The sequence below is a fragment of the Amycolatopsis sp. WAC 01376 genome (genome assembly GCF_003947415.1).
Classification (GTDB): domain Bacteria; phylum Actinomycetota; class Actinomycetes; order Mycobacteriales; family Pseudonocardiaceae; genus Amycolatopsis.
The window spans coordinates 1,725,642-1,752,149 of record NZ_QHKL01000001.1 but is presented as its reverse complement, the minus strand read 5'-3'; the positions used below and the strand labels follow the sequence as shown (position 1 = coordinate 1,752,149).

Genomic DNA, 26,508 nt, shown 5'->3' with positions numbered 1-26,508 from the left:
GCCATGAACGGTCCGTTCCTTGCAAATTTTGCAAGGAACGGACCGTTCATGGCGTTTACGCGAGGGTCAGCAGCCCAGGAAGTGGCATCGCACCACCCGCGGCTGCTCGATCACCTTCCCCGCCTGCACCGACCACGCGAGCCGCAGGTACTGGGCGTGCGTCCAGGCCAGCGGTGTCGCGGACGCCGTCGGAGTGCCCGCCGGGAAGCCGGGCTGCCCCGAAGGCGCGTTCTCGTCCCAGACCTGCTCCGGCATCGTGTCGCCGGAGCTGCTGATGCGCCCCAGGTCGCGAAGGCGCTTCGCGGCCGTACCGCGGTCACCGGCGGCGAGGTCGTACTCGCCGCGTTCACCCGCGAGCAGGGGCCACAGTCGCCCGAAAGTGGTCCGGCTTTCCGCCGGGAACGTGTAGTCCCACGGTGCTCCGTCGGCCTTCTCGCCGTAGCCGTCCTTCGTGTACCGGTGCCAGAACTGACCCGTCGGGGTGGTGAAGGCGATGTCGGCGTCGGTGACCTTGATGCTGTTCCTGATCACCGGATCGTCGGCGCGGTAGATGCCCAGCCTCACCAGTTCGAGGAAACCGGCGTCGGTCACGGCGCGCTGGTCCATGGTCACACTGGAGTTGCCGAGGTTGTACTTCGTGCCGTTGTTCGCGTTGCCGTCCTTGGTCAGCCGGACGAAGTACGGGTCCTTCGACAGCGGGCCGTTCGTGGTCACCGTCCATTGGGCGAGCTTCGCCTTGAACGCGTCGGCGGTGTCGAGGTAGCGCTTCGCGTCGGCGGCGGCGCCGTTCGCCTTGGCGATGTCGGCCGCGCAGACCAGTCCGGCGATCACCGCGGCGATCGTCGAAGGCGAGTAGCCGTCCTGTTCTTCCCAGCGTTCCTGCTGGCTGTACGGCGACGCGTGCCCGTTGTCCGCCTTGTAGGACAACAGGAATTCCGCCGCCTTGCGCACACCCCGCCAGGTCTTGGCGTCGGTCCGGCCGAGCTGCTGGGCGAGCACGATCGGCAGCGCGGTCTCGTCGAGCTGGATGGAGGTCCAGTACGGCGTGCCGTCGACGTGGCTGTTCTGCGGCAGATGCCCGTCCGGCAGCTGCTGCGTGCCGAACATGTAGTCGATCGACCGGTTGGCGGCGTCGCGGTCGCCGGCGGCGAGCAGGCCGGTCGCGATCTGGTAGAGGTCGCGCGGCCAGACCAGGTGATAGGTTCCCGACGGCGACCATTCCGGGTCGTTGTTCCCGAACCGCCACGGCATACTCGGCGACGCGATGAGCGCCCCCTGGTGGATCTTGTCCTCGCTCGCCGCGAGCATGAGCACGGACGCCTGGTAGAGGTCCCGTTCCTGCTTGGTCTTGAGCGACGACGGCGCGTCCTTCACCTGGCGGAGGTACTGCTTCCAGCCGCGGTCGTACGCGCGGGCGGCGTCGGCGAATCCGCGCCGTAGCGAGGCTTTCGCGGTGGAGAGCGCGTCGGAGTCCTTCGCGCCCATGCCGAGCGAAAGCGTGAAGTCCCGTGAGCGGACACCGTCGGCGGCCGTCTGCCCGGTGATCAGCACGTTGCCCTTGGCCGCGCTCGCGTAATCCTTGAGAGCGAAGGACTTCGTCAGCTGCGTGATGCCGTCGGAGGAACCCGCGTAACCGACGGAAGTGCGCGAGAACGCCGGTTCCGCGGTCAATGCGGCAGCGGTCTTCGCGTCGGACGCGACCGCGTTCACCCCATCGGTGCGTGCGGAGTCGTCGGATCCCTCGTTCGTGAGATCGGGATCCGCGACCGCGTACACCTGGTACGGACGGCCGGTCAGCGAAACGAAGTCGACGTCGATCAGCACGCTCGTGCGCGCCGGGTCGGTGACGTAGGTCTTGCGGAGCTTCCAACGACGCTGGTCGTCGGTGATGGTCTGTTCGTAGGTGAGGCCATCGGTGCGGCGCACCTGCTGCGCCTTGGCCGAGGAATCGACCGTCGCGAAGCTCGTCCCGTCGGTGACGACGAGGTCGAGCGCGCGGACGCTCGGCGTGGACAGATCCGGGTAGTAGACCTCGGAGAGCCGTCCACCTTGCAGCGTGAACCAGACGTTGCTCGCGCGTTCGCGGGCGGTGCCGAAGCCGGTCTTGTCCGCCGGGAGCCAGCTCGGATGGGCGCCGGGCGCACCGGGCGCCTCACCGCCCTGTGCCGCGGCCACCGCCGGGCGCAGCCCCGCGACCAGCACGCCTGCCAGTGCCGGGAGCATGAGTTTTCGCATATCCACCCCAGACTTCTGTAACGGTGCAGAACCTCCGGGATTCTGTCGTGAATCCCCCGCGAGCACATGCTCCAAACCGGTGAACCGCTAACGCTGTCGACATGTCGGCCACGGAAATCGTGTTACTCGCGGCCCCGATGATCAGGGCAGGCCGAACCTGCTGGCGTTCATCCCCGCAGCCTTCTCATGGCGATGGTCTCCGGCCCGGCGACGGTGATGCTGATCAAGCAGTCGGCGAAGGGCTCACGCCGGAACGCTGCCTCGGCGTCAAAGCGCTCTTCTTCCGCAAGCGCGCCGGCGACGTCACCGAACCCGCCGGGCGAGGCATCCGTTCCGGCTTCCTGATCAACGTGAGCAACCCGAAGGCCGGCGTGTTCGCGGTCTCGTTCCTCCTCCAGATCGTCGCTCGCCTTGGCTGGTCACACGCCTGGGTGAGTGGCTGCGCCGCGATCGCGTCAAGCTGTGGCTGGAGCGCACGTCCGGCGGTGTTCTGGTCGGCTTCGGAGTGACCGTCGCCTTGGAGGGTTGATTGTCCGAGCCCCGGCGTGGCATGGTCGGGGCACAACCAAACAACGCGGGAGCTCGCGCCATGGCGGGCTGAGAGGGCGGCTGGAGTCTTTTTTCTGGAAGACCCGGCGCCGCCGACCGCATGAACCTGACCGGGTAATGCCGGCGTAGGGAGTGAACGTCGTTGACGACGCTTGACAGTGCCTTTGAAAAGAATGCCCAGGGCATCACGCCGACCGTGACCACCGGGCCGATCACCGGTTCGCGCAAGATCTACCACCAGACGGAATCCGGTCTCCGGGTCCCCGCGCGGCGGATCGACCTTTCGAACGGCGAGCATTTCGACGTTTACGACACCTCCGGCCCGTACACCGACGACGACGCGCAGATCGATGTCCACAGTGGACTCCATCGATTGCGGGCAGGCTGGGCCGACGGTCGTGAGCACAACACCCAGCTCGGCTGGGCGAAACAGGGTGTCATCACCCGCGAGATGGAGTACGTCGCGGCCCGCGAGCGCTGCTCGCCGGAATTCGTGCGGGACGAGGTCGCGCGCGGCCGTGCGGTGATCCCCGCCAACCGCAAGCACCCGGAGACCGAGCCGATGATCATCGGCAAGAAGTTCCTGGTGAAGATCAACGCCAACATGGGCAACTCGGCCGTCTGGTCCTCCGTGGAGGAAGAGGTCGACAAGATGGTGTGGGCCACCCGCTGGGGCGCCGACACGATCATGGACCTCTCCACCGGCAAGCGGATCCACGAGACACGCGAGTGGATCGTCCGCAACTCGCCGGTGCCGGTCGGCACCGTGCCGATCTACCAGGCGCTGGAAAAGGTCAACGGGGAGCCGGAAAAGCTGTCGTGGGAGGTCTACCGCGACACCATCATCGAACAGTGCGAGCAGGGCGTCGACTACGTCACCGTGCACGCCGGGGTGCTGCTGCGCTACATCCCGCTGACCGCGCGCCGCGTCACCGGCATCGTCTCGCGCGGCGGCTCGATCATGGCGGCCTGGTGCCTCGCGCACCACAAGGAATCGTTCCTGTACACCAATTTCGCCGAACTCTGCGAGATCCTGCGCGAGTACGACGTCACGTTCTCGCTCGGTGACGGCCTGCGGCCCGGCTCGATCGCCGACGCCAACGACCGCGCGCAGTTCGCCGAACTGGAGACGCTGGGCGAGCTCACGCACATCGCCCGCGAACACGACGTCCAGGTGATGATCGAGGGCCCCGGCCACGTGCCGATGCACAAGATCAAGGAGAACGTCGAACTCGAGGAGAAGCTGACCGGCGAGGCGCCGTTCTACACCCTCGGCCCGCTCGCGACCGACATCGCGCCGGCGTACGACCACATCACCTCGGCCATCGGCGCGGCGCAGATCGGCTGGTACGGCACGGCGATGCTCTGCTACGTCACGCCGAAGGAGCACCTGGGCCTGCCGAACCGCGACGACGTCAAGACCGGCGTCATCACCTACAAGATCGCCGCGCACGCCGCCGACCTCGCCAAGGGGCACCAGTACGCGCAGGAGTGGGACGACGAGCTTTCCAAGGCCCGCTTCGAATTCCGCTGGAACGACCAGTTCAACCTGTCGCTGGACCCGGACACCGCCCGCGCGTACCACGACGAGACGCTGCCCGCGGAACCGGCGAAGACGGCGCACTTCTGCTCGATGTGCGGGCCGAAGTTCTGCTCGATGCGCATCACCCAGGACATCCGCAAGTACGCCGACGAACACGGACTGTCCACTGTGGAGGCCATCGAGGCAGGCATGGCGGAGAAGTCGAACGAGTTCGCCGAGCAGGGCAACAAGGTGTACCTGCCGGTGGTCAATCAGTGACAGCCACACCCAGGACCGCCCTCACCATCGCCGGATCGGATTCCGGTGGTGGTGCGGGCATCCAGGCCGACCTGCGGACGTTCTTCGCCAACGGGGTGCACGGGATGGTCGCGCTCACCGCGGTCACCGTGCAGAACTCGCTGGGCGTGCAGGGTTTCAGCGAGATCCCGGTCGACGTCGTGACCGGGCAGATCAAGGCCGTCGCCACGGACATGGGCGTGAACGCGGCGAAGACCGGCATGCTCGCGACCGCCGAGATCATCAACGCCGTCGCGAAGACACTCGACGAAGTCCACATCGGACGCTCGTCGGACACGCCGTTCGTCGTGGACCCGGTCGCCGCTTCGATGACCGGGCACGCGTTGCTGCGCGAGGAGGCGCTGGAGGCGATCCGCACCGAGCTCTTCCCGCGGGCCACACTGATCACGCCGAACCTGGACGAGGTGCGGCTGCTGACCGGCGTTTCGGTGACCGGGCCGTCGACTCAGCGTGAGGCAGCGGAGGCGTTGCTGGAGTTCGGTTCCGAGTGGGTTCTGGTGAAGGGCGGGCACCTCGACGCTGCTCAGGACTGCGTGGATCTGTTGTCCGACGGCGAATCCTGGGTGGAGCTGAGCGGGCCTCGCTTCGACACGCGGAACACGCACGGCGGCGGGGACACGATGGCTTCGGCGATCACGTCTTCGCTGGCGAAGGGGGCGGACGTGCCGACCGCCGTCGCCGAGGGGAAGCGGTTCATCGAGCGGTGTGTGGCGGAGTCGTATCCGCTGGGGGCCGGGGTGGGTCCTGTTTCACCCTTCTGGCGGCTCGCTAGCCCCTGACACGCGCTAGGAAAGGACCGTTCCTTGCAAAATTTGCAAGGAACGGTCCTTTCATTGCACGCGTTACCGGATCGTGACGCGAGGAGCGTCCACGGCCCAGTACCAATTGTTCCCCGCCGCATAAAGCCGCCAGCTCAGCTTCACCGAACGAGCCCCCGCGGGCACCTTGACCGAAGCCGACGTCGGCACCGAAAGCACGTCGCCACCCTTGTTCGCCGTACCGGATTCCGGCCCGTAGGCCAGCACGTTCTGCTCCGGGCCACCGTCGAACGACGCCGTCAGCGCACCCCGCTGCGTCCCGTCCTGCCGGTAGTGCGACACGAACGAGACGTCCACAGTGGACTTCCCGGAAACGTCAGCCGAAGGCGAGACCAGAGAAGAGTCGAAGGTCCCACTCGAAGAAGGCGAGCCCTTGTCGTCCCACTCGTCCGGGTCCGCGACCGCGAAGACGCCGCGCGCCCGGGCGTTCGCCTCGCGCTGCTGGCCGGGAGCGGTGCGCGTCCAGAAGTCATCGGTGGTGAAGGACCAGCCCTGCCACTCCGTCACGCCGGCGGGCATGCCGGAAGCGTTGCGCACGGTCCAGCCGCCCGGCGCGTCGTGCGTCCAGCCGAGTACTCCCGCCGGGACGCCGGTCTCGTCCTGCCTGGGCTTCAAAACGGCCGTGTCGAAGACGTCCGAGGGCGCGGCGCCGAGCGCGTAGCCGTCGTAGACCGCCGGAGCCGCCACGCCGAGGTGCCGTAGCACGGTCGGCGCGATGTCGACGATCTTCGGTGGCACGGCGGGGGTTCCGGCCGGGACCGCGCCACCGGCGGCGATCACGAACGTCATCCGTTCCTCGGGGGTGTCGCCGCCGTGGCCGCCCGAGGGCGTGTGGCCGTGGTCCGACGAGATCATGATCAGCCAGTCCTCGTCCGCGCGGTTCGCGCGCGCGTCGACGGCGGCGAGCAGGCGGCCGATCAGCGCGTCGTCGGTGCGCAGGCTGGCTTCGTACTGCGGGGAGTCCGCGCCGTGGTCGTGGCCCGCGATGTCCGTCTGTCCGAAGTAGACGAACGAGGCGTCGGCCTTGTCCTGCTTGAGGTGTTTCTCGGCGTCGACGGCGACCTGTTCGTCGGTCTTCTCGTAGCCGTCGCTGTCGCCGTTCTGGACGAACTTGCGGTCTTGGCCGGTACGCAGGATCCGGTCGCTGATCGGCGTCCAGTCGACGGCCGCGTACGTGTCGAGCGCCGGGTTCGCGGTTTCGGCGCGGGCGAGCCAGCTCGGATGCGAGGCGAGGTCGTTGCCGGTGAAGGAGTTGTCCTTGACCTTGTGCTTGTCCGGCCAGACACCGGTGAGGATCGTGGACCAGCCGGGACCGCTGACCGTCGGCGCCATCCCGCTGCCGTACAGCGAACTGCGCGAGGCGTAGCCGCGCTCCACCAACGCGTGGACGTTCGGCGTGTCCGCGGCCATCAGCTTGTCGAACCGGGCCCCGTCCAGGCCGATGACCAGCACCTTCGGCGTCTTGGCCGCGGCGGTGGCCACGCCGGAGGTCAATCCGGCGACGGCCACCAGTGCCGACAGGAGGGAAAGCGTTCTGCGCACGAAAGCCTCCAGATAACTTGTACGAACCAATTGTTCGTCAAGTTAGTGCGCCGAACTGTCTTCACGATGAAGTCCGCGTGCCCCCGCGAAGGACTTCAGCCGACGGGCTCCATCACCCGCGAGTCGTACTCCTTGCGCGAGTCGAGGATCCCGTCGAAGTTGGCGACCGACCATTCGCTGACCGCCATGAGCAGCGTGCCCGCGCTCGACCCGCGCTCGGTCAGCGCGTACTCGACGGTCGGCGGCGCGGTCGGGAAGACAGTGCGCGTGACCAGACCGTCGCGTTCGAAGGCACGCAGGTTCTGCGTCAGCATCTTCTGGCTGATCCCGCCGACGGCGCGGCGCAGTTCGCCGAACCGGTGGGGCCGCCGGGACAGCGCGCCGAGTACCAGCGCAGTCCACTTGTTGGCGAGCAGATCGAGGACGTCTCGGCACGGGCAGTTCCGCAGGTAGATGTCCCACGGCGATTCCGGCACTTCACAGGTGGTTTCCATCAGGTACCTAGTTTACCTATAAGTGCCTTCTAGCGAAAAGTGACCATGCGGCCGAACATGGAGGGCACCAACAACGGAGGAGCTTTCGATGCGCGTCGTGACCCAGCAGCGGCTTGGTGGCCCGGAAGTGCTGGAGGTGACCGAAACCGATCGGCCGTCCCCCGGCCCGACGGAGGTGCTCGTGCGCGTGCGCGCGGCCGGGATCAACCCGGTCGACTGGAAGACCCGGGCCTATGGCGTCTTCATGGGCGAGCCGCCGTTCGTCCTCGGCTGGGACGTGTCCGGGGTGGTGGAAGAACTCGGCGTCGGCACCACGCGCTTCGCTGTCGGCGACGAGGTCCTGGGCTTCCCGTGGTTCCCCCGGCAGGCCGGTGGCTACGGCGAATACGTGACGGCCCCCGCCCGCCAGTTCGTGCGCAAACCCGCGAACCTCACCCACGAGGACGCCGCCGGATTGCCGCTGGCCGGGCTCACCGCCTGGCAGGGTCTCGTGGACATCGCCGATGTCCGGCCGGGACAGCGGGTGCTGATCGACGCCGCCGCGGGCGGGGTCGGGCACCTCGCCGTGCAGGTGGCGAAGGCGCGCGGCGCGTACGTCCTGGGCACGGCGAGCGCCGGGAAGCACGACTTCCTCCGCGAGCTCGGTGTCGACGAGCCGATCGACTACCGGGACGAGACGGCGACGGCGGCCGGCGTGGACGTCGTGTTCGGGCTGGTCGGCGAGCAGAGCGACCTGCGCTGGCTGGACGCGGTGAAACCGGGCGGCCTGCTCATCGCGGTCCCGGGCGGCGTGAGCGAGGCTGTCGCCGCGAAGGCCGAGAAGCTGGGCGTGCGGACGTCGGGGATGCTCGCCGAACCCGACGAGATCGGCCTGCTGGCGCTGACCGGCCTGATCGAGAAGGGTGAATTGCGTGTCCACGTCGACCAGACCTTCCCACTCGAAGACGTCGCGAAGGCGCACGAAGTCGGCGAAGGCGGCAGGGTGACCGGGAAGCTCGTCCTGACCCTCTGAGAACGCGCGTGGAAAATGGACCCATGAGCGAGAACCCGAGCCCGCCGTCGGCGCTGACCATCGCGGGGTCCGATTCCGGCGGTGCCGCCGGCCTTCAGGCGGACCTGCGCACGTTCCTCACCTGTGGCGTGCACGGTCTGGTCGCGGTCACCGCCGTGACCGTCCAGAACACCCTCGGCGTACACGACCGCACCGACATCCCGGCGCGGATCGTCGCGGGCCAGATCGAGGCCGTCGCGGCCGACATGGGCGTCAACGCGGCCAAGACCGGCATGCTCGCTTCGGCCGAGATCATCCACGCCGTCGCCGCGGCGTGCGACAAGGCCGAGATCGGCCGCGACGCCAAGGTGCCGTTCGTGGTCGACCCGGTCGCGGCGTCGATGCACGGTCATCCGCTGTTCGACGAGGCCGGGCTGGTCGCGCTGCGGGACGAGCTCCTGCCGCGCGCGACCGTCCTCACGCCGAACCTCGACGAGGTCCGCCTGCTGACCGGGATGACCGTGACCACCCGCGAACAGATGCATCAGGCGGCCGTCGTCCTGCACCGGCTGGGGCCGAAGTACGTGCTCGTGAAGAGCGGTCACCTCGTCTCCGACCCGGAATGCGTCGACGTGCTGTTCGACGGCTCCACGTTCGTCGAACTGCCGGGTGAGCGGTTCGCGACGCAGCACACCCACGGCGCCGGGGACACCATGGCGTCGGCGCTGACGGCCGGTCTCGCGAAGGGGATGTCCGTCGTGGAGGCCGCCCGCTACGGCAAGTGGTTCGTTTCACACGCGGTCGAAAACGCCTATCCGATGGGCGCGAAGGTCGGCCCGGTTTCGGCGTTCTGGCGGCTTGCGCCGGAGCAGTGAGCACACGTCCGGTTACGATCTGTGCCGTGACCGGACGTGAAACGGTGGCCAGGGTCGTCGAAGACCGCCGCTTCCAGAACTTCATCATCGCGGTGATCGTCTTCAACGCCATCACCCTCGGCCTGGAGACCTCGACCAGAATGGTCGCGGAGTACGGGAGCCTGCTGCACACGGTCGACTACCTCGCGCTCGGGATCTTCGTCCTCGAACTCGGCGCGAAGCTCTACGCCTATCGCGGAAAGTTCTTCCGCGACCCGTGGAACATCTTCGACCTGGTCGTCGTCGGTATCGCGGTGCTCCCCACGACTGGCCCGTTCGCGGTGCTGCGGGCGTTGCGGGTCCTGCGGGTGCTGCGGCTGATCTCGGTCGTGCCGTCGATGCGGAAGGTCGTCACCGGCCTGCTCGCGGCGATCCCCGGTATGGCGTCCATCGCCGCGCTCCTCGCGCTGATCATCTTCGTCGCGGGCGTGATGGCGACGAAGCTGTTCGGCGCGATCTCGCCGGAGAACTTCGGCGACCTCGGCACTTCGCTGTTCACGCTGTTCCAGGTGATGACCGGCGAGGCCTGGCCGGACATCGCCAAGGAGATCATGAAGGAAGCACCCATGGCCTGGGTGTTCTTCGTGCTCTACATCCTCGTGTCCAGCTTCGCGGTGCTGAACCTCTTCATCGCCGTCGTGGTCAGCGGGATGGAGGACGAGCTTCGCCAGGACATCCGCGAGGAAGAGGCGAAGCAGACCGAAACCCAGGCTCGGGCGAACAAGGAGATCCTCGACGAGCTCCGCGCCCTTCGCGCGGAAGTCGCGGAACTCAGCGCTCTTCGTCCGCGATGAGCGCCTCAAGCGCCGGAAGGGCCGCCGCCAGGGCCGCCTGATGCTCCGGGGTCAGCCGTTCGAGGCGTTTGCCCAGTTCGTTGACCCGAGTCGACCGGACACCGGAAACCAGCCTCTCGCCTTCTTCGGTGGCCTCCGCGAGCCAGGCGCGCCTGTCGATCGGGTCCGATTCACGGCTGACGTAGCCCGCTTCGACCAGCGAAGCGACGATCCTCGACATGGTGGCCGCGGCGACGCCTTCCTTCGCCGCGAGATCACCCAGGCGGAGCTGGCCGTAGTTCACGAGCGTGGCGAGCGCCGAGATCGCGCCGTGGCCGGGTCCTGGCACGCCCGCCTGGCGAAGAGACCGGGACAACCGGCCGACCGCCAGGAACAACCTGCCCGAAACGTCCTGGACCGCTGACGTGGTCACCACTGGCTCCTCTGGGTACACGGCGGCGGGCGCCTCCGGAAAGTGCCGTCAACCATACGGGCATCCGGAGCGCACTCGCTGTCAAGGCCGTGAACCGTACAAAAGGGTTATCGAGGCGGGCTCGAAGCGTGCGCCCAGAACCGCTGGGGAATCCGCCCCGCACCGGCGGCGAGCCGTCCGGCGGTGACCGCGGCCCGCATCGCCGACGCCATCCGTTCCGGGTCCGCGGCCCTGGTCACGGCGGTGGAAAGCAGGACGGCGTCGCAGCCGAGCTCCATCGCCAGCGTCGCGTCGGAAGCCGTGCCGATACCGGCGTCGAGGATCACCGGGACTCCCGCGCGCGACACGATCAGCTCGATGTTGTGCGGGTTCCGGATGCCGAGACCGGTGCCGATGGGCGCGCCGAGCGGCATCACGGCCGCGCAGCCCGCTTCCTCCAGCCGCAGCGCCAGAACCGGGTCGTCGTTGGTGTACGCGAGCACGGTGAAGCCCTCCGCGGAGAGCTGTTCGGCCGCTTCGACGGTCTCGAACGGGTCCGGCAGCAGCGTGCGGTCGTCGGCGTGGACCTCCAGCTTGATGAGGTCGGTTTCGAGCGCTTCGCGGGCGAGCTGGGCGGTGAGGACCGCTTCGGCGGCCGTCCGGCACCCGGCGGTGTTGGGCAGCAGCCTGATGCCGAGCCGCCGGAGCAGTTCGAGGACGCCGGAGCCGCCTTCGGCGTCGGCTTTGCGCATCGCGACGGTGGTCAGTTCCGTACCGGACGCCACCAGCGCGCGTTCCAGGACGGCGAGGTTCGACGTGCCGCCGGTGCCGATGATCAACCGCGACGAGAGCTTGTGCTCGCCGATGACGAGGGCGTCACCATTCATGTCAGCCTCCTTGCACAGCGGTGAGGATGTCGACGCTGGCGCCCTTGCGCACCACCGCTTCCGGCCATTCGCCGCGCCGGACGACGACGCCGTCCACCGCGACCGCGACACCTTTCGTCGCCGTGCCCAGTGCCTCCAATACGCCTTCGACGGTGGTTCCGTCGGGGAACTCACGCCACTGGCCGTTGACCTGGATCTCCATCACACCCGCTCCTCGCTTCGCCGTGACGGCGTGGCCGCCGCGACCTCGTCCGGCAACGGCACGCCGTCCAGCCAGGCGACCGCGGCGTCCGCGGTGACCGGGGCCATCAGGAGGCCGTTGCGATGGTGACCTGTCGCGGCGAAGACGCCTTCGCCCAGCTCACCGATGAAAGGCATCGTGTCGACGCTCGCCGCGCGAAGCCCGGCGGCGGTCTCGACGAGTTCGTACTCGGTGAGGCCGGGGAAGACACGCTCCGCCCCTTCGAGCAGCTCACGAACGCCCCGGACGGTGACGGTCTCGTCGAAACCCGCCTCGTACTGGGTCGCGCCGAGGACGAGCTGGCCGTCGTCACGCGGGACGAGGTAGATCGGGCGGCCCTCGACCATCGCGCGGACGGTCCGCTTCGGTGGCGGCAGGCAGCCCCGCCGCGGTCGCAGGCGGAGGATCTCGCCCTTCAGCGGGCGGACGGCGCCGGCGAGCGCGGGATGCAGGCGTCCGGTCCAGGCGCCCGCGGCGAGGACGACGTCGCCTTCGAGGTTTTCGAGATCCGTGACCGTCTCGTGGCGGAACTCGACCCCGTGCCTGCCGCAGGCATGCGCGAGCGCGTGCAGCAGCCTTCTGTTGTCCACGGCCAGATCGCCGGGCACCAGCAGTCCACTTCGGACGGACCCGGCGAGACCGGGTTCGGCGCGGCGGGCCTCGCGGCCGGTCAGCTGCTCGACCTCGCGGCCGAGTTCGGTGAGGTACGCGGCGAGCATCTCGAGGTTGCCCGCGTCGGCGCTGTCCAGCGCGACGACGAGCGTGCCGTGCGGCGAAAGGCCCGGGTCGATGCCCTCTTCGGCCAGGTCACGGGCGAAATCCGGCCAGCGCCGAAGCGACGCTTCACCGAGGGCGAGGACGTCCTCCTCGCCGGGCCAGGCCTCCGTGACCGGCGCGAGCATGCCGCCCGCGAGCCACGACGCGCCACGCCCCGGCTCGGGGTCGTACACGGTGACGCGATGGCCGCGCGCGGACGCGCGCCAAGCGACCGAGAGGCCGATGACCCCGCCGCCGACAACCGAAAGTTCTCTCATGAACGCACGCTCCCTGCGCCGGCATGACCCGGATCAGGTTCCACGGTCGGAGCGGTCTCGGCTCCCTCTCAGCCCGTCCTCGGGCTCCCGTGCGGACCACCCCACCGTAGCGCGCGGGTACCGTCCCCGCCATGCCCACCCTGTCTGGTTCGCTGATCCGCGCCCGGCTCGCGGACGCCCGCCTGTACCTCTGCACCGACGCCCGGTCCGGACGCGCTGATCTCGCCGAATTCGCCGGCGCGGCGTTGGCCGGCGGCGTCGACATCATCCAGCTGAGGGACAAGACCGGCGGCGCCCCGATCGAGGCGAAACACGAGATCGCCGCACTGGAAGTGCTGGCGGAGGCGTGCGAGAAGCACGACAAGCTGCTGGCGGTGAACGACCGCGCGGACGTCGCGCTCGCCGTCGGCGCGCACGTGCTGCATCTCGGCCAGGACGACATCCCGGTGTCGCTCGCCCGCCGGGTCCTCGGCGACGACGTGGTGATCGGCCGGTCCACCCATTCGGCCGAACAGGCCGAGGCCGCGGCCGGGGAGCCCGGCGTGGACTACTTCTGCACCGGCCCTTGCTGGCCGACCCCGACGAAGCCGGGCCGGTCCGCCCCGGGGCTCGACCTGGTGCGCTCCACCGCCGCGCTGGGGACTTCGCGACCGTGGTTCGCGATCGGCGGGATCGACGCCGACCGGCTGCCCGAGGTGCTGGACGCCGGCGCGTCGCGGATCGTCGTCGTCCGGGCGATCACCGAGGCCGAAGACCCCGAAGCGGCGGCTCGCACGCTTCGCTCCGCCCTCCCCTGATCCCACGCATTTCGTCCTCTGAACGCGGTAGTTGGCAGCGCGAACTACCGCATCCAGAGGACGAAATGCGGGAGGGGGATCAGGGCACGGGGGTGTTCGAGGCAGGCGGGGCCGAGGGCGTCGTCGGGGGCGCCTGCGAGGTCGAAGGCGCCGTGGACGGCGTCGTCGGCGGCGCCTGAGTGGTCGTCGGAGCCGTCGGTGTCGTGGTCGGCGGCGGCGTGGTCGGCGGTGTCGTCTCGGGCTGCTTGCCCGGCGTCTCCGAAGGCGATGTCGCCGGCGGGGTGTCGTGCTTGTCCTGGCGTTCCTGGGCCTGCCCGCCGCCGATGATCTTCCCTATGGTCGTCCCGGTGCCGCCGCCGAAGGTCTTGCCGGTCGCCCCCTCGAAGCCGGTGATGGCGACGAGCGCCACCGCGAACGCCGCCACACTGACCCCGGCGATCACCGCCCAGCGTGGCTTGAACTTCCGCCCCGACGGTTCCTCTTCGTCCTCGGACGGCTTCAACCGGACGGTTTCCTGCTCGCCGGGGTCGAGCACCCGGCGCCGTCCCGGCACGGTCAGCACCACCCGCGCCTTCAGCGCCGCGTCCTTCGTCCGCTGAAGCGAACGCAAGTACAGCTCGCCGCCGAGCGTGGTGATCACACTCGCCAGCCCGGCACCCGCCACCGTCCCGGCGACGCCGAGCGTGGAACCCAGCAGTGCCGCGGTGATCGCGGCCATCGCGGCCGCGGTCACCTGGACGATCCGGCCCTGCTTTTCCGTCTTTTCGGTTTTCTCGGTGTCCTTCTCGGAAGTCTCCTTGGTCATGATCCCGTTCTGCAGCTAGTCGGTCCTCACCCAGTCCTAACGAGTAAGGCGCACGGGATGCTCCCTTCGTTGTCCGCACGTGAGGAGCGCCACGCCATCTGTCCAAAAAGGACTGTCCACGGCTCACAACTCCTTGACATAATCGGCCGTATGGACCTGGTATCGATCGAGGAAATCCGCGATGCGGCGAGCCGTGTCAAAGGCGTCGCGGTGCGCACACCGTTACTGGAACAAACGTGGGCGCCGCTGTGGCTCAAACCGGAAAGCCTTCAGCCGATCGGCGCTTTCAAGGTGCGCGGGGCGTACAATGCGATCGCCGCGTTGAACGAAGATCAGCGCGCCCGCGGCGTCGTCGCGTTCTCCAGTGGCAACCACGCGCAAGCGGTCGCCTACTCGGCGAAGCGATTCGGAATCCACGCGGTGATCCTCATTCCGGATGTCGCGCCGCGCGCCAAGATCGAAGCCACCAAGGCGCTCGGCGCCGAAGTGATCGAGGTCCCGATCGACGCTCAGGAGTCCTCGGCGCTCGCCGTCGCCGAAGAACGGGGACTCACCATGATCCCGCCGTTCGACCACCGCGACGTCATCGCCGGGCAGGGCACCGTCGGCCTGGAGATCGCCGAAGACCTGCCGGACGCCGGCGTCGTGCTCGTCCCGCTCAGCGGCGGCGGGCTGGCCTCGGGCGTCGGCACGGCGATCAAGGAACTGCTTCCCGGCGCGAAGGTCATCGGCGTCGAGCCGGAGCTGGCTGCCGACACCGCCGAGGGCTTCCGCGCGGGCAGGCGGATCGAGTGGCCGATGGACCTGCGGGCCCGGACCAGCGCCGACGGCCTGCGCGCCCAGCCTTCGGACCTGACCTTCGCCCACCTCCAGGCGGTGCTCGACGACGTCATCACCGTTTCCGAGGCGGAGATCGGGGAGGCCGTCCGGACGCTGGCGCACCGCGCGCGACTGATCGCCGAGCCGAGCGGCGCCACCGCGACCGCGGCGTTCCTCTCCCACCGCGACGCGCTACCGCCCGGCAAAGTCGTTTCGGTCGTTTCGGGCGGCAACCTGGACCCGGCGACCCTGGCCACCCTGCTGGCGTAACTCGCGTGTTCGCCGCCGTAACTCGCGTGATTGGAGCCGTAACTCGCGAGTTACGCCTTCAAGCACGTGAGTTACGCCTTCAAGCACGCGAGTTACGCGTCTGATCACGTGTGTCCGGCGGGGCGGACGTGCGTCGGCGGGGAGTCGACCCCGCAGTGGAGACATTCGCCGGGGTGCGGCGACTCGTCGGTGTCGGCGGTGTCGGATTCGGAAGGCGTGTCGAGGACACCGTTGTGGATGCCGAGCGCGATCAGGCCGCCGCCGATCGCCAGCGCCGCGCAGACGAGCAACGCCATCCGCCAGCCCGCGGTCAGCGCCACCGGATCGGTGTAGGCGGCGCCGGACAGTCCGGCGACGGCGGGCAGCACGGCGATCGCGAGCAAGCCACCGGACCGGGCGATGGCGTTGTTGACCCCGGAGGCGACGCCGGCGTACCGGTCCGGCGCGGCGGCCAGCACCGTCGCGGTCACCGGTGCGACGACCGTCGCCAGTCCGGCGCCGAACACGACGACCGCGGGCAGCACCGAACCGAGGTATGAGGATCCCGGCCCGACGCGCATCAGCAGGAACATGCCGACACCGACCAGGATCGGGCCGGCGACCAGCTGCGTACGCGGCCCGATCTTCTGCGCGAGCGCACCGGACCGGCCGGAGAACAGCAGCATGATGACGGTGATCGGCAGTCCGGCGAGGCCGGCCGCGGTCGGCGTGTAGCCCAGCGACACCTGTAACTGCATGACCATCAGCATCATCACGCCACCGAGCGCCGCGTAGACGACGAAGGTCAGCGCGTTGGCGAGGCTGAACGTCCGGTCGCGGAACAATTTCGGCGGCACCAGCGGATCGGCCGAACGGTGCTGGATCACCAGGAACGACACCAGCCCCGCGACGCCGAGCACGATGGACACCAGGACGACGACGTCACCGAGACCGCGTCCAGGTGCCTCGACGAGCGCGCCGGTCAGTCCGGCCAGCCCGATCGCGCCGACGGCGGCGGCGAGGAAGTCGGGATGCCCGGTCGCCTCCTCGTCGCGGGACTCGGGCACGTAGCGCCGGGCGAGCAGGACGCAGACGGCGGCCAGCGGCAGGTTGATCAGGAACGCCAGCCGCCACGACCACACCTGGACGAGCACGCCGCCGAGCAGCGGGCCGATCGCGGCCGCGATGCCGCCGAGTCCGGACCAGGCGCCGATCGCGCGGGCCCGGTCTTCGTGGGCGAAGGACGCTTGGAGGATCGCGAGCGAGCCGGGCGTGAGCAAAGCTCCCCCGATGCCCTGGAGGATCCGGGTGGCGACGAGCATCTCGGTCGTCGTCGCGGCGGCGCACAGCCCGGAGGCGATGCCGAACCAGACGACGCCGACGATGAACATGCGGCGGCGGCCGTAGCGGTCGCCGAGTGATCCGGCGACGAGGATCAGCGCGGCGAGGGCGAGCAGGTAGCCGTCGAGGATCCATTGGAGGCCGGCGACGGAGGCGTTGAGTTCTTCGCCGATCCTCGGCAGGGCGACGTTGATGATCGTCCCGTCGAGCATCGCCATGCCCGAGCCGACGATGGTCGTGGCGAGTACGCCGCGCGCCACCGGCGTCCCCCACCGAATCCCCGTCGCCACCCCATCACTCATAAGACGACTGAATCACGCCACCACGCCCACAGCCACCAGAAGCGGCAATTACCTGACACGTCAGAGAATCAAAGGGCCGAAACCACTGGAACCGGCGGACCTGACTCCCCGAACGCGCGTCAGCGCGGACGGGGAGTCCGCACAGGCGCGCCCTCTTTTGGCCGAAGGCCACGGAAACGTTTTGTAGGGCGCCCTTCGAGATCACCGCGAGTTCTCTTCGGTCCAGCGCCCTGCGAAACGTTTCCGTAAGCGCGCCTCAAGGCAACAGCGTGGTGACGAACTTGTAACGGTCACCCCGGTAGATCGCCCTGGCGAACTCGACCGGTTTTCCATCCGTGGCGAAGGAATGCCTCGAAAGGAGCAACATCGGCATTCCGACGTCGGCGCCGAGCATCTCCGCCTCATGCGGTCCGGCGAGGGCGGTCTCGATGGTTTCCTCGGCCCTTTCGAGCTCGACGCCGTAGTGCTCCCTCAGCACCGCGTACAGCGAGCCACCTGCGGAAACGTGTTTGCGCAAACCGCGGAAGCGGCCGAGTGGGAGATGCGTGGTCTCGAGTGCCATGGGCTGCGAATCGGCCAGCCGGAGACGGCGAAGGCGAAGGATCTTCGCGCCGACGCGGATTCCGAGGAGTTTCGCGAGGTCGGCCTCGACCGGCACTTCGTCGATTTCGAGGAGCTTCGACGACGGTTTGAGGCCTTGCTTGCGCATGTCCTCGGTGTAGGACGACAGCTGGAGGCGCTGCGCGAGTTTCGGCTCGGCGGCGAAAGTGCCCTTGCCCTGTACGCGGTGGAGCCTGCCTTCGGCGGTCAGATCCGCGAGGGCCTGCCGGACCGTGGTGCGCGAAACGGTGAATTCTCCCGCGAGCGCCCGTTCCGTCGGAATCGGCGAACCCGGGGGCAACGCGTCGAGCAGATCGAGCAGATGCTGTTTCAGCGCCCAGTACTTGGGTTCGCGTTGTCCGCGCATCCCTGCCGTAGCGCCCGCCTCACCCGCGGTGGTTGTCTCCAACATGACCGACTCCCTAAGCCTTCCCACTCGAACGCGCACCGTCCCCGCTAGGAAACGTACCCTTCTCCACAAACGTCCATTCGGGCTAGCATTGGTCTAGACCTACTCGGGGGACGAAGTACGTCCCGGTCGAAGGGAACGAGATGACCGAACAGCGCCCCGGCGAGCACATGGCCGCGGAGATCTCCCAGCAACCCGCCATTCTGGCAGGAATCGTGGAGCGACAGGCCGAAATCGCCGAGGTGGCCGAAGCCATCTCCAAGCGCCCGCCCAGGTTCGCACTGCTCGCCGCCCGCGGCTCCAGCGACCACGCCGCCCTGTATGCGAAGTACCTGATCGAAGTACTCCTCGGTCTCCCCTGCGGTCTCGTCTCGCCCTCCACCGCGACTTTGTACGGCGCCCGTCCCGATCTGCGGGACGTTCTCTTCATCACAGTAAGCCAAAGCGGCGGTTCCCCGGATCTCATCGAGGTCACCGAAACCGCGCGTCGCCAGGGAGCGCTGACCGTCTCGGTCACCAACACCCTGTCCTCGCCGCTGCGCGCCGCCGCCGAACTCGGTGTCGACATCGGCGCGGGGCTGGAAAAGGCCGTCGCCGCCACGAAGACGTACTCGGCCACCTTGCTTTCGCTTTACCTTCTGATCGACGCGGTCCGCGGCGGCAAGGGTGAGGACGCGAAGAAGCTGGGCGAGCTCGCGGAGCAGACCCTCGAAGGCGCCGAAGAAGGCGTGCAGCGCGCGGTGGACCGCTACCGCTTCGTCGACCGGGTACTCACCACGGGCCGCGGTTACTCCTACGCCACGGCGTTGGAAGGTTCGTTGAAGCTGGCCGAAACCAGCTACCTCGCGGCGCGCGCGTACAGCGGCGCGGACCTGTTGCACGGTCCGGTCGCCGCGGTCGACGGCGAGACCGCCGTGCTGGCCGTGACGAGTCAGGGCCACGGCGTCGGCGCGATGCAGGAGGTCCTCGAAGCCGTCGGCAAACGCGGCGCGGACGTGCTCGCGGTGGGCTCCGCTTCGGCCGACGTCCCCGCCGCGCTGCGGATCGGTGTCGCGCCGTCCGCCGAAGAGGTCGCCCCGATCCTGGAGATCCTGCCGATCCAGCGGATCGCGCTCGGCCTCTCGCTGGCACGCGGCGGTGACCCGGACAGCCCGCGCGGGCTGCTCAAGGTGACCAAGACCCGGTGACCCACGTCATTGGTGTGGACGCCGGAGGCACGTCGACGCGAGCGATCGCGGTCGACGCCTCCGGCGCCGTCCTCGGGACCGGGCGCGCGGGCGGGGCGAATCCCAACTCCCATCCGCCGTCGGAAGCCGCCGCGCGGATCGCGAGCGCGATCGCCGGCGCGCTGGGCGGGCTGGACCCGGCCGCGACCACAGCATGCGTCGTCGGCATGGCGGGGGTCAGCAAGCTGAGCGATCCGGCGGTCGCGGAGATCTTCGAAGCCGCTTGGAAGGACCTGGGGATCAGTCCGGTGCGGACGGTCCCCGACCCCGAAGTCGCCTACGCGTCGGCCACTTCCGCGCCGGACGGTTCGGTTCTCGTGGCGGGCACCGGGTCGATCGCCGGCCGGGTCCGCGGCAGGCGGATGGTCTCGACCGCCGGCGGCTACGGCTGGTTGCTGGGTGACGAAGGTTCCGCGTACTGGCTCGGCAGGGAAGCCGTTCGCTCCACTTTGGATGTTCTGAGCCGCGGCGGCGAACTCGGCCCGCTCGCGCGCTCCGTTCTCACCGAAGCGCTCGGACCGTCCGCAGTGGACCCCGCGAGCGACCGGGCGCCGCTGCGGCACGCGCTCGTCACGAGCGCCAACTCCGAGGCGCCGATCCGGCTCGCCAGGTTCGCCCCGTTCGTGAGCGAGGCCGACCGCGAAGGCGACCCCGCGGCGGATGAGATCACCACCCGGGCGGCCGCCCTTCTGGTGACGAACGTCATGGCAGCGCGGGATCCCGGGGAAACCACACCGATCGTCCTCGTGGGCAGTGTGTTGTCGCCAGAGGGCCCGGTCGGGCGAAAAGTGCGCGCCGAACTGACCGGGATCGAGGCCCTGACCAGCACCGACGGGGTACTCGGTGCCGCTTGGCTCGCGGCCGTCGAGGCGTATGGGGAAGATGCCCCAAGACCGGCGCCATCCTGAAAAAACACCCAAAACAAGCCCGAAAAGACCAAACCATCGACTCCGGGGCCGAACTCCGGGTACCGTAGGACCCGGCCCCCGGACCCTCCCCCCTCGCCGGGGGCCGCCTTATGTCCTGGGTAGCCCATCCGGCTCGGAATCCGAGGAATCCCCGTTCTCTTCCACCACCCGCAGACCGGGATGTTCCGGGGGCAGCGTGCGATACAGCACCCAGCCGCTCACGGCGACCGTCACCGCGACCAGCGGCCAGGACAGCACCGTCCGCGCGATGCCGAGCGGGACCACCTGCCCGCTCCACCACAGCGAGCCGTACACCGCGACCCGCAGCGTGTACTGCAGGAAAACCCACACCCAGCTCGCCCGCGAGTACGCGCGCAGCAACGCGGGGTCGCGGCGCCAGCGGGTCTTCTGCCCGATGACGAGCCCGACCACGACACCGAGCAACGGCCACCGCACCACGATGCTGGCCGCCCACAGCAGCGCGCTGGCCACATTGGACAGCAGCTGGATGAGGAAGAAATCCTCGGCGCGGCCGGTGTGCAGGGCGATCAGCGCGGCGGCGATCACTGCGGCGAGGCTCACCACGACCGCGCGGGCCTTGTCGCCGCGCACCACCCGGTAGACCCCGAGCAGCACCGCCACCCCGATGGCCACCCCGGCGCCCCAGGCGATCGACTGGCCCGCGATCAGCCAGCCGACGACGAAGGCCGCGGGCGGGATGCTCGCGTCGATGGCGCCACGCCGCCCGCCGAGGATCTGGGCGAGCGACTCGCGCGGGGGTCGTGAGGTCACCCTTACAGCCTGCCGGATCCATGACCCCGAACACCCAGGCGGGGAGACGTTCGCCACATACACTGTCCGGTTTACGCCCACTTGAGGGGAATCTGCGCTGCGCAGACGTGTACATCCCGGTAATGGGGATGCATGGACGTCCGACAAAATAAGAGACTGTGTCAACGGCCTGAATCACAGGTTTCGCTCAGGTGGGATTGCAGGGGCGCTCTCAGCTGTTAGTTGTGGTGTACAAGTACCAACCGGGGGCACACGGACGGAAGGGGACCCAACGTGTACGGATTCGACAGCTACGTGGCGATCGGTGACAGCTTCACCGAAGGACTCAACGATGACCTGCCCGACGGCAGCTTCAGGGGCTGGGCGGACAGGCTCGCGGAGATCCTCGCCGAAGGCAGGCCCGATTTCCAGTACGCGAACCTGGCCCTCCGGGGGAAGATGCTCGACGAGATCCTCGAAGAGCAGCTGCCGATCGCGCTGGCGGTGAAGCCCGACCTGGTCACCCTGTGCGCGGGCGGTAACGACATCATCGTGCCCGGCGCGGACGTGGACGCCGTCGCCGCGCGGCTGGAGGCGGGGGTCGCCAAGCTGCGCGAGGCCGGGATCCCGGTGCTCATCTTCAACGGGCCGGACACCAAATACCTGTCCGTGATGCACGTCCTCCGGGGGAAGGTCGGCATCTACAACGCGCATCTGTGGGCGATCGCCGACCGGCACGGCGCCAAGATGGTCGACATGTGGGCGATGGCCCCGCTGCACGACCGCCGCGCCTGGAGCGACGACCGGCTGCACTTCACCCCCGAGGCCCACCGGCGGATCGCGCTGCGCGCAGCCGAGGTCCTCGGCGTCCCGGCCGCCGACGACTGGCGTGAGCCGTGGCCGGCGTCCGAGGAGCCGAGCACCTGGATCACTTCGCGCCGCTCCGACCTCGAGTGGACGAAGGCGCACCTGCTGCCGTGGATCCGGCGTCAGCTCAGGGGAGAGTCCATGGGCGACGGCCTGTCCCCGAAGCGCCCCCAGCTCGCGCCGCTGCTCCCGCTGGAGCAGATCGACGCGACGGGTGTCGCGATTCCGGCGGAGCAGATGCTCCCGGCGCGGGAGATCCACCACCACGCGAGCTGAAGGGCGCCGGTCGCTCGAAGTACGTGAAGGGGTCCTTCATTGCGCCTAGTGCCAAGGGTCCCGGCAAAGTCGAGATCTTGCAGGTCAGGCGACTATTCCTGCACTGTCGCGGGGCCGCATGTGCCGGTGGTGGGGCTTGTTTCTGGGCGCCGGTGGGGCTTCAGTGTCCACAAGGGACACCGCCGGGCGATTGCGTGTCCGATTGATGCCGCTATGTGCGGTTTCGCGGGGGGTCGTGAGTGGCAATGAGGGTTAGAACGACACAAATCACTCACGACCCCCTCGCGAAACCGTGCAAGTCACCCAAATCGGGCACTTCTGTGTCGTAAAGGGTCCCTTGTGGACAGCCAAGAGCCGGGTGAGGCTCCTTGCGGGAGCCCGCTCCTGTCGGATCCACCACGGCACGTTCACCTAGTCCCGCTCTAGCGGCGGAGCCGACCAGCAGTTATGCGACTTTGCCGGGGCCCTGCGACTAGCGCAGTGAAGGGTCCTTCATGTACTTGGGGAGGCCTTCACGGACCGCGTTCCCGCGATCAGCCGAGCCAGAAGGTACAGAGGCCCCTTCACGCGCGAAACCCACGCCGAGCCCTCGATCGGTGTCACCCAGAAGGGTCATGTACTGACCGTCCGGTGCACCTGAGCCGACGCCGGCGCGCGGTCCGCCGCCCTTCCCGGACTCGCCCGACGTCGCAGGCCAGAGACGTGCGGCCGCCTCTCGCGGACCAGCCCTGACGGTGGCGGCACACTGGGCCGGACGTGACGAAAGCCGGTTCGCTAACCGGCCGGACGCGGCTTACAGTCCCTTCATGCCCGGTACACGCTGGAGCCGCTTGCTGCCTACAGCGCTGCTGGTCACGCTCGCTTTGACGGCGATCACCGTCTGGTCGGCCTCGGACGACATCGAGGCCGAGCTGACGGCGCGCGCGAAGGACGCGCTCGCCGACGTCGGCGTCTCCGGCGGCCAGGTGAGCTTCTCCGGCCGCGACGCGAACCTCGCCGGCTTCCCGCCGGACAAGGCCGCGCAGGCGATGGACGCGATCCAGCGGATCGACGGGGTCCGGACGGTCGAGATCTCCGGTGACACCGCGCCGCCCGCCGGCCCGGTGACGACCAGCGGCGAACCGTCGAGCCAGCCGCCGCCGAGCCCATCGCCGAGCCCGACGCCGACTTCGGCCAGGCCGACGGACAAGGCCGGGTTCCAGGCCGAGCTCGACCGCCTGCTGACGGCCACGCCGATCACGTTCGAACCGGACACCACCGAGCTCACCGCGGACGGCGAGCGCGGCGCGATGGAGATCGCGAAGCTGCTCACGGACGCACCCGCCGATCTGCGGTTCCGGATCACCGGGCAGGTGGCGACCGGTTCGGACCGGCGGCTCGCGCTGAACCGGGCGCTGACGGTGGAGCGGTTGCTGGAGCGCAACGGGGTCAAACGCGATCAGGCGTACTCCACCCAGCGCAGGAACTCCGACGGCGCGAGCGGCGAGGGCCGCCGCGTCGACATCACGGCAGAACAGAGGTGATGGCTGAATGCTCTGGCTTTTCGGGCAGATCTGGCTTTGGCTGCTCATCGCCTTCGCCCTCGGCTGTGGTGTCACCTGGCTGCTGATGCGCGGCGAACCACGTGAGCGGCCGGCCGCCGAACCGGTGGCCCACGAGCCGGTACGCGCCGTCGCGCCCGAACCGGAACCCGAGCCGGTTCCCGAACTGCTGTCCACCGAACGGACGCAGTTCATCCCGCCCGCGCGGATCCACGAAGACGACGAACCGTTCGACCAGGAGGCGGAAGGCCACCGTGAGGGCCAGCTGACCCCGGAGCTGGTGCACGGCTACCACCCGGAGCAGCCTGAACCGGCCGCCAAGAACGGCGAGAGCGGGCACGAACCCGAACCGGTCTGGCCGAGCGACGAGGACTGGCCGCCCGCCGGACGCGCGCCCGAGCACCGGCCGGGGCAGGGCGGCTGACACCCGCCTGGTAAATTCGGCTACGCACTGTGAGCGTGACGCCGGATACGTTTCTTCGATCGAGAGCTCCGGCACACGAAGGAGGCTCCGATTTGGCGCTCCCCTATTGGACGCCGCACAACCTGCTGCCTCCGGGCCGCCATCCCGCCGATCTGGCCGATGTCTACGAGCGGCTGGTGTTCGACGCGCCGCATCAGAACGACCGCGAGATCCTGTTCAGCGCGCTGAACAGTTACCTGGGTGTCGCCCGGCGGATCATGCCCACCGGCCGCGCGTGGATCGGCGGCGATCTGACCGCCAGGACCCCGCACGCGCCGATCGGGCTCGACGTGGTGCTGATCCCGGACGAATGGGGCGCGCTCAAACGGCTCGACGACGCGGGCCGCTCGGCGCTGTACGGGCTGCTGACCTTGCGCGGGGTCATCGTCGGCCAGCCCGCCATGTATCTCGACCAGGTCCAGCCCGTCGGCGGGATGCTCGACGGCTTCCTCTGCCGCCCCGGCGACGAGGAGATCTGGGAGGAAGTGTGGGCATCGGGTGGCAGGGGAATTCCGGAAGTGATCTGGTGAGGAACGAATTCCGGCGTATCGCCGACGAGATCCCCGGCGGCACCTGGCTCGACGACCTCGCCCGCGCGTCGGCGATGGCCGCGTACGCGAAGTTCGAGCGGACGTCGCGTTCGCCACTGCTTCGCGTGTCCGTGCTCGGCGAGTCGCATCTGGACGCCTACACCTTCTCCGACATCAGCCGCGCGTTGCAGGACGCGACGGCGAAGATCGGGCACATCATCCGCAATCCGTCGGGCGAGGTGACCTTCGTCCAGCCCGCGGACCGGGAGAAGGCCCCGCTGATCCAGCGCGGCCAGGCGGGCAACGCGATCTTCTTCGGTTTCCCGGAACCGGCGCTCGACGACGCGCTCATCCACGACGGGCTCGAGTCGCTGTCCGAACGCGCGGTCAAGGAGCTGTGCGACTTCCTGCCCGCCAACGGCTCCGACGACGGCGCGCTGGACGCGGTGCTGCTGCAGCGCGACACCGTCCGCAACGCGGTCAGCGACATCGTCAACGCGGTCAGCAAACACGCCGGGATCGGCATGGCGCTGACCCCGACCGCCGGCGACGAGCTGACCCGCAGCATGACCACCGAGCAGGCGCGGATCCTGTCCGGAAGCCTGCGCGAGTCGCGGGAGGCCGTCGGCTACGAGACGGTCAGCGGCAGGCTGGACGGGGTCCGCACCCGGCGCCGGATCTTCTATCTCGAACGCGAATCGGGCGGCACGATCCAGGGCGCGGTCGCGCCGGATCTGCTCGACGAGATCAAGGAGAACCTGGACCGGCCGGTGACCGCACGGCTGCGTGTCGTGCGCACCACGACCATCGACGGCCGCCGCGGCCGCCCGGTGCACGAACTGCTGGAGATCACCCCGGAAGTCAGCCTGTTCGATCAGTGATCGGGTTTCCGACATTCGGCGATGCCACAATTCTCGTCAGAAAATATCGGTATTCGCTTGATCATCGTTGAATGATGACTTTTTCCGGCAGGTAACAATTTCGGCCATTACCCCGAACGATGGGTTAACGTCTTCGGACGGAAGCCTCCGAAAGGGCATGTATGCCGACCGATCCACCACTCCCGCACCCGCCGGCCACCCGCTATGGCGCCGGGTTCGCCGCGCACGGAACAAGGCATCGGAAACCCAAGAACGGCCTGGTCATCGCGGGTTTCCTGGTCGGGCTCGCGGCGCTCGGGGTCGCCTTCGTCCCGGTCGCGGGGATCGCCGCATGGCCGCTCGCCGTAATCGGGTTGACTCTTTCCGTGATCGGTTTGACCAAAATCAAGAAGGGTGAAGCCGACAAGAAGGGAATGGGGATCGCGGGACTCGCGCTTTCCATCGCCGGTTTGGTGGCCGCGGGCGGGTTACTGGTCTACACCAGTTTCTTCGCTACCGGCGAGTCGGGTCTGCACATCCCGGCCGTCGCCGGGGACAAGAACACCGTCGAGTTCGTCGTCAGCGCTTCGGGCGGCGCGACCGTCCGCTTCGGCTCGCTCAACGACCAGCGCACCGAGACGACCCCGGCGAGCACCGACGAATGGCGCGGCACGGCGTCGTTCAACTCGGGCGAATACATGCTCACCGTCACCGCGGACACCCGGAACTCGTCGGTCAGCAACCAGATCGCCTGCTCGATACTGGTCAACGGCCAGAAGGTCGCGGAGAACAAGGGCCAGACCATCGCCCTGTGCACCGCCGGCACCGGCTGACTCTTCGCCTGGCGGCCGGCCGGTATCGCCCCCACCTCCACCGGCCGGACCGCCACGAGCCGCTCCTGGCGACTCTTCAGACGGGCCGCGAGAAAGGGCCCGCCCGAGCGCCGATCTCTATCGCGTGCCCCTCCCCTAGGGCTCGATCGACGCTGAACGGGACCCTACGCGCGCGAGCGGC

General features: G+C 68.8%; 27 protein-coding genes and 2 riboswitches. Of the genes, 16 read left to right on the top strand and 11 right to left on the bottom strand.

Going from position 1 to position 26,508, the window contains the following annotated elements:
- Nucleotides 1–66: 66 nt before the first annotated feature.
- On the bottom strand, nucleotides 67–2,235 hold the full coding sequence (locus DMH03_RS08425; RefSeq protein ID WP_125791337.1) for a glycoside hydrolase family 15 protein: 2,169 nt from the start codon (nucleotides 2,233–2,235) through the stop codon (nucleotides 67–69).
- Nucleotides 2,236–2,336: 101 nt separating this feature from the next.
- Here DMH03_RS08425 and DMH03_RS08420 point away from each other — a divergent pair, with 101 nt between their 5' ends.
- The 3 genes from DMH03_RS08420 to thiD (DMH03_RS08410) all read left to right on the top strand — a co-directional run bounded on the left by DMH03_RS08420 (nucleotide 2,337) and on the right by thiD (DMH03_RS08410) (nucleotide 5,403).
- Nucleotides 2,337–2,744, top strand: coding sequence for a hypothetical protein (locus DMH03_RS08420; RefSeq protein WP_125791336.1), 408 nt, complete (start codon nucleotides 2,337–2,339; stop codon nucleotides 2,742–2,744).
- Between the two features lie 55 nt (nucleotides 2,745–2,799).
- Nucleotides 2,800–2,933: riboswitch (TPP riboswitch) on the top strand.
- A gap of 47 nt (nucleotides 2,934–2,980) precedes the next feature.
- Nucleotides 2,981–4,585 (top strand): phosphomethylpyrimidine synthase ThiC, encoded by a 1,605-nt coding sequence (gene thiC / locus DMH03_RS08415; RefSeq protein WP_125791335.1) that lies wholly within the window; start codon nucleotides 2,981–2,983, stop codon nucleotides 4,583–4,585.
- Nucleotides 4,582–5,403 (top strand): bifunctional hydroxymethylpyrimidine kinase/phosphomethylpyrimidine kinase, encoded by an 822-nt coding sequence (gene thiD / locus DMH03_RS08410; RefSeq protein WP_125791334.1) that lies wholly within the window; start codon nucleotides 4,582–4,584, stop codon nucleotides 5,401–5,403. Before thiC ends, thiD (DMH03_RS08410) begins: the two co-directional genes overlap by 4 nt.
- 63 nt (nucleotides 5,404–5,466) lie before the next feature.
- On the opposite strand, the gene DMH03_RS08405 is transcribed toward thiD (DMH03_RS08410), so the two are convergent.
- Nucleotides 5,467–6,984 carry an alkaline phosphatase family protein gene (locus DMH03_RS08405; RefSeq protein WP_125791333.1) on the bottom strand — a complete coding sequence of 506 codons (1,518 nt, stop codon included), beginning with the start codon at nucleotides 6,982–6,984 and terminating at the stop codon, nucleotides 5,467–5,469.
- A gap of 95 nt (nucleotides 6,985–7,079) precedes the next feature.
- Nucleotides 7,080–7,478 carry a helix-turn-helix domain-containing protein gene (locus DMH03_RS08400; RefSeq protein ID WP_199748719.1) on the bottom strand — a complete coding sequence of 133 codons (399 nt, stop codon included), beginning with the start codon at nucleotides 7,476–7,478 and terminating at the stop codon, nucleotides 7,080–7,082.
- 88 nt (nucleotides 7,479–7,566) lie between these two features.
- On the opposite strand from DMH03_RS08400, the gene DMH03_RS08395 reads away from it, so the two are divergent.
- The 3 genes from DMH03_RS08395 to DMH03_RS08385 are packed head-to-tail and all read left to right on the top strand — an operon-like array spanning nucleotide 7,567 to nucleotide 10,177.
- Nucleotides 7,567–8,490: an NADP-dependent oxidoreductase gene (locus tag DMH03_RS08395; protein WP_125791332.1), complete on the top strand. Its 924-nt coding sequence runs from the start codon at nucleotides 7,567–7,569 to the stop codon at nucleotides 8,488–8,490.
- 23 nt (nucleotides 8,491–8,513) lie between these two features.
- Entirely contained in the window at nucleotides 8,514–9,344 is an 831-nt protein-coding gene (thiD, locus tag DMH03_RS08390) for a bifunctional hydroxymethylpyrimidine kinase/phosphomethylpyrimidine kinase (protein ID WP_125791331.1), read from the top strand.
- A 26-nt stretch (nucleotides 9,345–9,370) separates the two neighbouring features.
- The gene (locus tag DMH03_RS08385) at nucleotides 9,371–10,177 is read left to right on the top strand and encodes an ion transporter (protein WP_125791330.1); all 807 of its coding nucleotides are present in this window, start codon (nucleotides 9,371–9,373) and stop codon (nucleotides 10,175–10,177) included.
- Here the strand turns inward: DMH03_RS08385 and DMH03_RS08380 are convergent.
- The 4 genes from DMH03_RS08380 to thiO all read right to left on the bottom strand — a co-directional run bounded on the left by DMH03_RS08380 (nucleotide 10,155) and on the right by thiO (nucleotide 12,730).
- The gene (locus DMH03_RS08380) at nucleotides 10,155–10,589 is read right to left on the bottom strand and encodes a MarR family winged helix-turn-helix transcriptional regulator (RefSeq protein WP_125782174.1); all 435 of its coding nucleotides are present in this window, start codon (nucleotides 10,587–10,589) and stop codon (nucleotides 10,155–10,157) included. The two genes, DMH03_RS08385 and DMH03_RS08380, sit on opposite strands and share 23 nt — an antisense overlap.
- A gap of 107 nt (nucleotides 10,590–10,696) precedes the next feature.
- Nucleotides 10,697–11,455, bottom strand: a complete 759-nt coding sequence (locus tag DMH03_RS08375; RefSeq protein WP_125791329.1) for a thiazole synthase — start codon at nucleotides 11,453–11,455, stop codon at nucleotides 10,697–10,699.
- Nucleotide 11,456: 1 nt separating this feature from the next.
- Nucleotides 11,457–11,657 carry a sulfur carrier protein ThiS gene (gene thiS, locus DMH03_RS08370; RefSeq protein ID WP_005160548.1) on the bottom strand — a complete coding sequence of 67 codons (201 nt, stop codon included), beginning with the start codon at nucleotides 11,655–11,657 and terminating at the stop codon, nucleotides 11,457–11,459.
- On the bottom strand, nucleotides 11,657–12,730 hold the full coding sequence (gene thiO, locus DMH03_RS08365; protein ID WP_125791328.1) for a glycine oxidase ThiO: 1,074 nt from the start codon (nucleotides 12,728–12,730) through the stop codon (nucleotides 11,657–11,659). Before thiO ends, thiS begins: the two co-directional genes overlap by 1 nt.
- A riboswitch (TPP riboswitch) is annotated at nucleotides 12,724–12,831 on the bottom strand. (Overlaps the previous gene by 7 nt.)
- Before the next feature lie 30 nt (nucleotides 12,832–12,861).
- Between thiO and thiE the strand changes: the two genes are divergently transcribed.
- Nucleotides 12,862–13,527, top strand: a complete 666-nt coding sequence (gene thiE, locus DMH03_RS08360) for a thiamine phosphate synthase (RefSeq protein WP_125791327.1) — start codon at nucleotides 12,862–12,864, stop codon at nucleotides 13,525–13,527.
- A 79-nt stretch (nucleotides 13,528–13,606) separates the two neighbouring features.
- Here the strand turns inward: thiE and DMH03_RS08355 are convergent, their stop codons facing one another.
- Nucleotides 13,607–14,332 carry a hypothetical protein gene (locus DMH03_RS08355; protein WP_125791326.1) on the bottom strand — a complete coding sequence of 242 codons (726 nt, stop codon included), beginning with the start codon at nucleotides 14,330–14,332 and terminating at the stop codon, nucleotides 13,607–13,609.
- 150 nt (nucleotides 14,333–14,482) lie between these two features.
- On the opposite strand from DMH03_RS08355, the gene DMH03_RS08350 reads away from it, so the two are divergent.
- Entirely contained in the window at nucleotides 14,483–15,421 is a 939-nt protein-coding gene (locus tag DMH03_RS08350) for a threonine/serine dehydratase (RefSeq protein ID WP_125782184.1), read from the top strand.
- Between the two features lie 104 nt (nucleotides 15,422–15,525).
- On the opposite strand, the gene DMH03_RS08345 is transcribed toward DMH03_RS08350, so the two are convergent.
- Together DMH03_RS08345 and DMH03_RS08340 are read right to left on the bottom strand one after the other, a co-directional pair.
- On the bottom strand, nucleotides 15,526–17,043 hold the full coding sequence (locus DMH03_RS08345; RefSeq protein WP_125791325.1) for an MFS transporter: 1,518 nt from the start codon (nucleotides 17,041–17,043) through the stop codon (nucleotides 15,526–15,528).
- A gap of 256 nt (nucleotides 17,044–17,299) precedes the next feature.
- Nucleotides 17,300–18,055 carry a GntR family transcriptional regulator gene (locus tag DMH03_RS08340; RefSeq protein WP_125791324.1) on the bottom strand — a complete coding sequence of 252 codons (756 nt, stop codon included), beginning with the start codon at nucleotides 18,053–18,055 and terminating at the stop codon, nucleotides 17,300–17,302.
- 140 nt (nucleotides 18,056–18,195) lie between these two features.
- Between DMH03_RS08340 and DMH03_RS08335 the strand changes: the two genes are divergently transcribed.
- Both DMH03_RS08335 and DMH03_RS08330 read left to right on the top strand, forming a co-directional pair.
- Complete coding sequence (locus DMH03_RS08335; RefSeq protein WP_125791323.1) at nucleotides 18,196–19,239, top strand: SIS domain-containing protein; 1,044 nt, start codon at nucleotides 18,196–18,198, stop codon at nucleotides 19,237–19,239.
- Nucleotides 19,236–20,186, top strand: a complete 951-nt coding sequence (locus DMH03_RS08330; RefSeq protein ID WP_125791322.1) for an N-acetylglucosamine kinase — start codon at nucleotides 19,236–19,238, stop codon at nucleotides 20,184–20,186. Before DMH03_RS08335 ends, DMH03_RS08330 begins: the two co-directional genes overlap by 4 nt.
- A gap of 108 nt (nucleotides 20,187–20,294) precedes the next feature.
- On the opposite strand, the gene DMH03_RS08325 is transcribed toward DMH03_RS08330, so the two are convergent.
- Nucleotides 20,295–20,978, bottom strand: a complete 684-nt coding sequence (locus DMH03_RS08325; protein WP_125791321.1) for a DUF3159 domain-containing protein — start codon at nucleotides 20,976–20,978, stop codon at nucleotides 20,295–20,297.
- 273 nt (nucleotides 20,979–21,251) lie between these two features.
- Between DMH03_RS08325 and DMH03_RS08320 the strand changes: the two genes are divergently transcribed.
- The 6 genes from DMH03_RS08320 (at nucleotide 21,252) to DMH03_RS08295 (ending at nucleotide 26,327) form a co-directional block, all read left to right on the top strand.
- The gene (locus DMH03_RS08320; protein ID WP_125791320.1) at nucleotides 21,252–22,100 is read left to right on the top strand and encodes an SGNH/GDSL hydrolase family protein; all 849 of its coding nucleotides are present in this window, start codon (nucleotides 21,252–21,254) and stop codon (nucleotides 22,098–22,100) included.
- Nucleotides 22,101–22,906: 806 nt separating this feature from the next.
- The gene (locus DMH03_RS08315; RefSeq protein WP_233611326.1) at nucleotides 22,907–23,623 is read left to right on the top strand and encodes a cell envelope biogenesis protein OmpA; all 717 of its coding nucleotides are present in this window, start codon (nucleotides 22,907–22,909) and stop codon (nucleotides 23,621–23,623) included.
- A gap of 7 nt (nucleotides 23,624–23,630) precedes the next feature.
- Nucleotides 23,631–24,065, top strand: coding sequence for a hypothetical protein (locus tag DMH03_RS08310; RefSeq protein WP_125791319.1), 435 nt, complete (start codon nucleotides 23,631–23,633; stop codon nucleotides 24,063–24,065).
- Nucleotides 24,066–24,157: 92 nt separating this feature from the next.
- Nucleotides 24,158–24,634: a hypothetical protein gene (locus tag DMH03_RS08305; RefSeq protein WP_125782200.1), complete on the top strand. Its 477-nt coding sequence runs from the start codon at nucleotides 24,158–24,160 to the stop codon at nucleotides 24,632–24,634.
- Complete coding sequence (locus DMH03_RS08300; protein WP_125782202.1) at nucleotides 24,631–25,515, top strand: hypothetical protein; 885 nt, start codon at nucleotides 24,631–24,633, stop codon at nucleotides 25,513–25,515. The genes DMH03_RS08305 and DMH03_RS08300 overlap by 4 nt, the downstream gene beginning before the upstream one ends.
- 161 nt (nucleotides 25,516–25,676) lie before the next feature.
- Entirely contained in the window at nucleotides 25,677–26,327 is a 651-nt protein-coding gene (locus tag DMH03_RS08295) for a DUF4190 domain-containing protein (RefSeq protein WP_125791318.1), read from the top strand.
- Nucleotides 26,328–26,508: the final 181 nt, after the last annotated feature.